Source organism: Hymenobacter coccineus, assembly GCF_001816125.1.
In the GTDB taxonomy this organism is placed as follows: Bacteria; Bacteroidota; Bacteroidia; order Cytophagales; family Hymenobacteraceae; genus Hymenobacter; species Hymenobacter coccineus.
The window spans coordinates 19,796-27,663 of record NZ_MDZA01000411.1 but is presented as its reverse complement, the minus strand read 5'-3'; the positions used below and the strand labels follow the sequence as shown (position 1 = coordinate 27,663).

6 protein-coding genes and 1 pseudogene are annotated in these 7,868 nt (G+C 64.3%); 5 read left to right on the top strand and 2 right to left on the bottom strand.

All coding sequences use genetic code 11. The annotated features are described in order from the left end of the window. Together BEN49_RS28350 and BEN49_RS19165 are read left to right on the top strand one after the other, a co-directional pair. Positions 1-479: pseudogene (locus tag BEN49_RS28350) on the top strand (hypothetical protein); the annotation flags it as partial. A gap of 137 nt (positions 480-616) precedes the next feature. Further along, positions 617-2,602, top strand: a complete 1,986-nt coding sequence (locus BEN49_RS19165; RefSeq protein ID WP_083326254.1) for a M61 family metallopeptidase — start codon at positions 617-619, stop codon at positions 2,600-2,602. Between the two features lie 39 nt (positions 2,603-2,641). Here BEN49_RS19165 and BEN49_RS19160 read toward each other — a convergent pair whose 3' ends face one another. Then, positions 2,642-2,944: a putative quinol monooxygenase gene (locus BEN49_RS19160; protein ID WP_070746048.1), complete on the bottom strand. Its 303-nt coding sequence runs from the start codon at positions 2,942-2,944 to the stop codon at positions 2,642-2,644. A gap of 501 nt (positions 2,945-3,445) precedes the next feature. Between BEN49_RS19160 and BEN49_RS19155 the strand changes: the two genes are divergently transcribed. Further along, on the top strand, positions 3,446-4,462 hold the full coding sequence (locus BEN49_RS19155) for an MBL fold metallo-hydrolase (protein WP_070746047.1): 1,017 nt from the start codon (positions 3,446-3,448) through the stop codon (positions 4,460-4,462). 1 nt (position 4,463) lies between these two features. Here the strand turns inward: BEN49_RS19155 and BEN49_RS19150 are convergent, their stop codons facing one another. Next, positions 4,464-5,660, bottom strand: a complete 1,197-nt coding sequence (locus tag BEN49_RS19150; protein WP_070746045.1) for a thioredoxin family protein — start codon at positions 5,658-5,660, stop codon at positions 4,464-4,466. Positions 5,661-5,825: 165 nt separating this feature from the next. On the opposite strand from BEN49_RS19150, the gene BEN49_RS19145 reads away from it, so the two are divergent. Together BEN49_RS19145 and BEN49_RS30225 are read left to right on the top strand one after the other, a co-directional pair. Further along, complete coding sequence (locus tag BEN49_RS19145) at positions 5,826-7,328, top strand: sodium:solute symporter (RefSeq protein WP_070746044.1); 1,503 nt, start codon at positions 5,826-5,828, stop codon at positions 7,326-7,328. 67 nt (positions 7,329-7,395) lie between these two features. Further along, entirely contained in the window at positions 7,396-7,830 is a 435-nt protein-coding gene (locus tag BEN49_RS30225; protein WP_070746043.1) for an energy transducer TonB, read from the top strand. The last annotated feature ends 38 nt before the right edge of the window (positions 7,831-7,868 follow it).

Here is a 7,868-nt window from a genome sequence, read left to right as displayed (position 1 = left end):
CTGCCCTGGCCCGCCTGGCGGCGGCGCGGCGGCCCGCGGCCCCGTGGCTGCTGGCCGACTTTAGCCGGCCGCGGCGGGGCTGGCACCGGGCGCTGCTGGTCGAGTTTCGGGTGGGCACCGAGGCGACGCTGGGGCCCAGCGAGCAGTTCGATGCGCTGGTAACGTTTTTCGTGCTCGACTGCTTTCCGTTGGCCGCGCTGGGGCCTGCCCTGGCCCGCCTGGCGGCGGCGCGGCGGCCCGCGGCCCCGTGGCTGCTGGCCGACTTTAGCCGGCCGCGGCGGGGCTGGCACCGGGCGCTGCTGGGCACCATGTACCGGTTTTTTGGGGCAGTGGCGGCCTTGCGTGCCCAGCGGCTGCCCGACCTGCACGGGGCCCTGGCTGGGCTGGGGCTGCGCCCGGGGCCCCCGGCCTACTTCTTCGGTGGGGCGGTGGAGGGCACGGTATTTCGGCCCGCGGGACCCGCGGAAACGGGCGCGTAGGAGGGGCCGATTATTTTCCTACATTTGAGGATTCGATAACGGAAAATACTTATTGCAATGGCCTTGCGAACCGCCTTACGCATTCCGCCCTTGTTATTATACCAAAATCCGCCGCACCTTCTCCCCGTCCTTGCCGCATGAGTAACCTGAAGTACGCCCCGCATTTGCTGGCACTGGCCTTGTGCGCCGCTTGGGCCCCCACCACGCTACGGGCCCAAACGGCGCCTCCGCGGCCACGCTTCGCCCCAGCCAAACCGGCGTATAAACCAGCGGCCACGGCCAAGTCGATTGCCCCGGCCAAGCCCGCCGCCAAGGCTCCTGGGGCCCCAGCCAAGGTGGCCCCGGTGGGGCCCGCGGTGCGCTACGCGGTGGCGTTTCCGAACGCGGCGCACCACGAGGCGCGCGTCACGGCCACGTTTGCGGGGCTGCCGCCGGGGCCCCTGCGGGTGCGCATGGCGCGCAGCTCGCCGGGGCGCTACGCGCAGCACGACTTCATCAAAAACGTGTACTACGTGGTGGCCACCGACGGCGCCGACCACCCGCTGCCCACGACTAAGCCCGACGCCTACGGCTGGGACGTGACGCCGGGCCCCGACGGCACGGTGGTGTTCCACTACACGCTGTACGCCAACCGCAGCGACGGCACCTACGCCGGCGTGGACCTGCAACACGCGCACCTGAACGCGCCGGCCGTGTTTTGCTACGCGCTGGGGCTGGAAAGCCGCCCGGTGGAAGTGCAGTTCAATGCCCTGCCCGACTGGAAAATCGCTACCCAGCTGCGGCCCGCCGGGGAGAAAAACACCTTCGTGGCGCCCAACTGGGCCTACCTGATGGACAGCCCCGTGATGCTGGGGGCCCAGCAGGTGCGCACTTGGGAGGAGGATGACCAATCCATTACCCTGGCCGTGATGGGCACCGATGCGCCCGCCGCCGTGGACGCCTACCAGCAGCGCGTGCAGCAGGTGGTGAAGGAGGAAAAGGCCATTTTTGGCGAGCTGCCGACGTACGATTTCGGGCGCTATACCTTCTTGGCCAACTACTTGCCGCAGGCCACCAGCGACGGCATGGAGCACCGCAACTCTACCTCGCTGACGGCTCCGCGCGACTTGCAGGGGGCCAATGCGCTGCGCAACCTGCGCACGGTGGCCCACGAGTTTTTTCACGCCTGGAACGTGAAGCGCATCCGGCCCAAAGACCTGGAGCCCTTCAACTTCCAGCGCACCAACATGAGCGACGCCCTGTGGCTGGCCGAGGGCTTCACGCAGTACTTCGGCGAGCTGACGCTGCGCCGCACCCGCGACTACGACGACGCGGCGTTTTTTGATAAGGTGAGCGACTGGGTGAATGAGCGCCTCAACAGCCCCGGGGCCCGCTACACCTCGGCCGTGGGCATGAGCCAGCAGGCCGTCTTCACCGATTCGGGCGTGAGCATCGACCCCGTGAATACCGACAATACCTACCTCAGCTACTACTACTACGGGGCCGGCCTGGCCTTGGCCCTCGACCTGGAGCTGCGCCGCGACCACCGCGCCACCCTCGACCAGTACATGCAGGCGCTGTGGCAGCAGTACGGGAAAAAGCAGGCCAACTTCGCCGCTGCCCGCCCCTACACCCTGCCCGACTTGCAGTGGGTGCTGGGCGAAGTGGCCCATGACACGACCTACGCCGGCCAGTTTTTCCGGCGCTACGTGTACGGCCACGAGCAGCCCCGCTTTGCCGAGGACTTGCAGGCCGCGGGGCTGGCCGCAGTGCCCACCCACCAGCTGGCCTTGGCCGAGCAGGTAGCCTTCGACCCGCAGGGCCGCTGCCTGGTGGCCGGCAACGCCCTCATCGGCTCGGGCCTCTACAAGGCCGGCCTCGACGTAGGCGACCAGCTACTAATGCTGGACGACAAGCCGTTGCGGGCCCCCGCCGACCTCGACGCCGTGCTGAAACGCCACGCGCCCAACCAGATAGTGAGCGCCCAAGTGCGCACCCGCGCCGGGGCCGAGCGCGCCGTGCAGCTGCTGCTCAACGAAACGGCGAGTGTGCAGGTGCAGCCCGCGGAGGCCGGCGCCAAAACGCCCCTTACCCCCGCCCAGCAGACCCTGCGCGACGCCTGGCTGGCTAGCCAGGTGCGCTAGGGGCCCATGCCGGGCAGACCGGAGCCCGGGTGGTGGCGGCTACAGGGACAGCAAGGTTTTCAAAAAATCCTGGGTCATTTCGCCGTCGAGCATCTTTTCAAGCTGGGGGCCCGCCGCTGCCATCGTAGGCGTTTGCATGTGGGCGGCCAGCGCGGCCTCGTCGCGCCAGGCTTCGTAGGTCATGAACCGGCCGGGGCGCTTAAGGTCCTCGTGCAGGGCGTACGAGAGGCAGCCATCTTCCTGGCGGAAAGTTTTGGTGGCCGTTAGCAGCAAGTCGCGCAGGGCATCTTCCTGCCCGGGTTTAGCGCTGAGGGTGGCGACGATGTACAGGTCTTCGGGCACGGAATGCACTGTTGAAAAAGTGAAGAATGTTGCGGGCCAGCCGCTTAGAGCATTTCGGAGTCTGTGCGCCTTGGCATCCTGGCGTGCGCCTCACCAGCCCTTTGCAGAGCCGGCCCCCTCTCCAAAAAGCAGGGGGTGACGGTGGCAAGTCTTGGCTACCTGGCGTCCGAAACCGATCCGAAACTACTTGTACGCGGTGCTTGTGCGAAGGGCTGAAATGCGGCAAACCCACCGGCAACTGCTCGCACAGAAAGGGCCTGCCATCGGCTCGCGGCTGCAACCCCGAAATATGGGTTTGGCAGCCGCTCAACCCAGCTATTCGGGCGGCCAAGCACCTTTAGTTTTTGAAAGCCTGGCGGCTCGGTTACGAACAAAGAACAGGTACGCGCTGGCTGCTGGGAAACATTAACCTGGCTGGCCACCTGCGCCGGGGGCCCTAATTTTTCCTGGCTCCGGAGCCCCGGGGCCCTACGCGGCGGGGCGCTTTTGCGTATGCCCGGCATGGCTTCTGTTTCGTACCTGAATAACCCCGCTCTGCCCACCGTGCGCCCCGGCTACCCGGGCAACAAGCGCATCGGCCACCAATTTGCCAACGGCGAGCACCTCTACTCTCCCACCGCCGGCGATGTGCTGAAGTGGCAACTGGCCACCAACCCCCAGAAGGAAGCCAAAAAGCATGACCACTGGGTGCCCCGCGTGGTGGACGCCACGGCGGCCCTGGCCGGCACCGACGACGTGCTGCTGTGGCTGGGGCATTCGTGCTTTCTGCTGCGCATCGAAGCCACCACCCTACTGTTTGACCCCGTGCTGTTTAGCTCAGTGGGGCTGCGGCACCGGCACCCCTTGCCTTGCGCGCCCGAGGCAATTCAGAACATCGATTTTTTGCTGCTCTCCCACGGGCACCGTGACCACCTGGACGAGCGCTCCATCAAATTACTAGCCGAGCAAAACCGATTAATGCAAGTGCTAGGGCCCCTGGGCGTGGGGCCCGTGCTGCGCGGCATGGCCCCGGGCCTGCCCGTGCAGGAAGCCGGCTGGTGGCAACAATTCGACGTGGGCCCCGGGGCCCCATTCGAGGTGTACTACCTCCCGGCCAGCCACTGGCACCGCCGCGGGCTGTTCGACGTGAACACGGTGCTCTGGGGCAGCTTCCTCATCAAGGTCCTCGCCACGGATAAGCTCATCTACTTCGCCGGCGACACGGCGTTCGGCGACCATTTCGAGCAGATTGAGCGGCAGTTTGGGCCCCTGGATATCGTGCTGATGCCCATCGGGGCCTATAAGCCGCCCTACATGATGACCAAGAGCCACGTGAACCCCCACGAGGCCGCCAAGGCCGCCAACGTGCTGCGCGCCGGCCACCTGGTGCCCATGCACTACGGCACCTTCGACCTCAGCGACGAGCCCGCCGCGGAGCCCCTGCAACACCTGACGGAAATAGCGGCCGGCGGCATGCTGCGCGGCGAGCTGCACACCCCCGCCGTGGGCGAGGCGCTGCCCTGGCAGGATTGGGAGTGACCTAGCCTGACTTCTTCTGGCCTATTTCGGCCAGCAAATCGGTAGCCTCTTCGGGATTTTTCTGGTCCTTGACGGCCTGTGCCACGGCCTCCTGGGCCACGCGGGTAGCTTCTGGGTCGCGGCCCAGCTTGTGCAGCAGCTTGGCCCGCGTGCAGAGGTTGTAGTAGTTGCGGTCAACGGCCAGGGCCTGCTGGATGATTTGGTTGGCTTTGGTTAACAGGGTTTTATCATCTTTAATGAGGCCTTCCATTTGAGCAGCAGCATCGTAGAGGGTGTGGCTGTCGCGGGCACCGTATTTTTTGCCATAGGCCAACGCTGCGTCGGCAAAGGCAGACCAATTTCGCTGCGGCTGGCCAAACAGGTAGTACGTTCGGGCCAGCATATTCCACTGGGGGGCCCCGGCGGGGGTGGCCTTGGTAATGGTTTGTTGCAGCTTGATTAAATCAGCTTGGTTATTAGCCTCTCCCGCATTCATTGCCTCCCACCTAACAATTCCTCTAATCTTTTGATCAACTGCTTGCCCGCCGAACTGAGCTACGAATGCTGGTTGGTGTGCTAGGAAATATTGGGTCGTTGGGGAATAGAAGCTCGTACTCAGCTCGAAGAGGTAATCCAGGTTTTTCTTCGAAGCCAGCTCCGCCGCCGTTTGGCTTTTCAGGTAGTCAGCGCTCACTTGGTCGTTCAAAGCCTCCTGTTGCCTCAGTGCTGGCGACGTGCCGAACGTGTATAGAAACGGCGCGCTGCGGTCGCCGGCTTCGTAGCGCTCTTTGAGCGTGAAAAACGCTTTACCCGGGTCGAAGGCGTCTTTGCCGTCTTGCAGGAAAGCGGTTGGCGGCTTGTAGCTATTGCTCATGTGCAGCAGCTTGCCTTCGGGGCTGAAGTATAGGTACGTGGGCATGGCCCTGATTTCGTAGCGCTTGGCTAGCTCCTCCCCTTCGCCCTCGTCGATGTTAATTTTGTAGCTCAGGAACGTGGCATTGTAGTAGGCGCTGACGGCGGGGTCTGTGAACACCTCCTTTTCCATGGGCTTGCACCAGTGGCAGCCCGGTGACGACGCGTACAGGAAAATGCTTTTGTGTTCCTTTTTGGCCGCTGCCTGGGCGTCGGCCCAGCTGCCACCGGCAAAGGCAATGGGTCCACTTTGGGCCTGGGCCAGGGCGCTGCCCAGCGAAAGAAGGACGGTAAAAGCGTGGCGCATAGGTGAGCAAGGGAGGTGAGCCGCTGGGCGCGGCGGTGCGGCCAGCAGCGGGGTGCTGCCCTAAAACTACCACGGCACGCCGGATAAAACCTTGGGCCGCACGCCCGTAGGGCCCCCCGAGCGGCGGGGTGGCGCCCGTTGCCCGGGGGCCCTACCTTTGCGCCCATGTCGCCAACCCTCGTTTTGAGCCTCATCGCGGGCTACTTCGCTGTTCTAATTGTCATTGCAGTCCTCACCTCGCGCAAGGTCACGAGCGAAAGCTTCTTCGTGGCCGACCGCAACGCGCCGTGGTACATGGTGGCATTTGCCATGATCGGCACCTCGCTTTCGGGCGTCACCTTCATCTCGGTGCCGGGCAACGTGTACGGGAAAAGCTGGAGCTACCTGGCGGTGGCCCTGGGCTTTGTGGCCGGCTACCTGGTCATCGGCACCGTGCTGCTGCCGCTCTACTACCGGCTGCGGCTGGTGTCCATCTACTCCTACTTGGAACAGCGGTTTGGCTACTGGAGCTACAAAACGGGGGCCCTGTTCTTTCTGATTTCGCGCTCCCTGGGCTCGGCGCTGCGGCTGTACCTGGTGGCCGGCGTACTCCAACTGGCCGTGTTCGATGCCATGGGCGTGCCGTTTGCTGTGACCGTCGTGGTCAGCATCCTGTTCATTTACCTCTACACCTTCAAGGGGGGCCTCAAAACCATCCTCTGGACCGATACTTTCCAGACGCTGGCCATGCTGAGCTGCGTGGGCCTGAGCATCTACTTCATGGCCGACGAGCTGAACTACTCCTTCAAGCAGCTCGTCAGCTCGGTGCGCGAGAGTTCGATGTCACAAGTGTACTTCTCGGATTTCCGCGACGATAAGTTCTTCTGGAAGCAATTTGCCTCGGGTATGTTCATCACCATCGTGATGACCGGCCTCGACCAGGACCTGATGCAGAAAAACCTGAGCTGCCGCAGCCTCGGCGAAGCCCAGAAAAACCTGTTCTGGTTCACGCCGGTCATCGTGTGCGTCAACATCCTGTTCCTCACGCTGGGCGTGCTCATGTACCAGTACGCCGCTGCCCGTGGCCTGCACCTCAGCGAGTTGCCGCAGCTCCTCAACCTGAAGGGCGGCCTCGACACCGACAAGGTATTTCCATACCTGGCCACCACGCAGTTTTCGCTCGTGGCCGGCGTCATCTTCATTTTGGGCATTATCGCCGTCACCTACGCCTCCGCCGATTCGGCCCTCACGGCCCTTACCACGTCGTTCTGCGTCGATTTTCTGGACATCCAAAAGTACCCCGAGGCCCGGCAGACGCGCCTGCGCCAGCTCACCCACCTGGGCTGGTCAGCGGTGCTCATCGTCATCATTCTCATTTTCCGGGCCCTCAACGAGCAGAGCCTGATTGACGCCGTGTATAAGGCGGCGGGCTTTACTTATGGGCCCCTGCTGGGCCTGTTTGCGTTCGGCATATTCACCCAGCGCAGCTTGCGCGAGCGGCTGGTGCTGCCCGTGTGCGTGGCCGGAGTGGGGCTTACGCTGCTCATCGTGACGCACTCGGAGGAGTGGCTGAACGGCTACAAGTTCGGCTTCGAGATTCTGCTCCTCAACGGGGCCCTGATCTTGCTGGGCCTGTTTGCCATTTCGCGCCCCGCCCCGCTGAACCCCGCGCCCGTACCGGCGGTTTAGTTCGTGGGGGCCCTGGTTTTGCTTGCTAATGTTCTGTTAATGAAATCCTCACTGTTGCTGTTGCTACTTGCCGGCCCCGCGGCCCGAGCGCAAACGGTGCCCGCGCCGGCCGCTGCCCCGGCCCCACGGTGCTGCGCGCCGGCCGCATGCAGGCGCAGGCCCACGGCGGGGCGGCCAACCGGCCCGACAAAGCCCCGCAGTACCCCGGGGGCCCCAGGCGCTGGGCACGTTTTTTCAGGAAAACCTAAAGTATCCCGAGGCCGCGCGCGTCAAAAGCATCACCGGCAACGTGCTGCTCAATGCCACCGTGGGCCCCGACGGCCGCCTCAGCGGCTTCAAGGTGGCCCAGTCGCTCTCGCCCGAGTGCGACGCCGAGGCGCTGCGCGTGGCGGCGCTGCTGCCGCCTTGGCAGCCGGCCACCCGCCTGGGTGTACCGTTGCCGGTGGCCATCCAACTGCCGGTACCGTTTGGCAACGGCGCCACGCTTCAAGTATTAAAATAGGGCCCCCGGGCCACTATCCTACCCAGTTTATTCATCTT

Excerpts from the sequence above, each read along its gene's own strand:
- BEN49_RS19145 (WP_070746044.1), top strand. The coding sequence starts at position 5,826 with ATGTCGCCAACCCTCGTTTTGAGCCTCATCGCGGGCTACTTCGCTGTT.
- BEN49_RS19155 (WP_070746047.1), top strand. The coding sequence starts at position 3,446 with ATGGCTTCTGTTTCGTACCTGAATAACCCCGCTCTGCCCACCGTGCGC.
- BEN49_RS19150 (WP_070746045.1), bottom strand. The coding sequence starts at position 5,660 with ATGCGCCACGCTTTTACCGTCCTTCTTTCGCTGGGCAGCGCCCTGGCC.
- BEN49_RS19165 (WP_083326254.1), top strand. The coding sequence starts at position 617 with ATGAGTAACCTGAAGTACGCCCCGCATTTGCTGGCACTGGCCTTGTGC.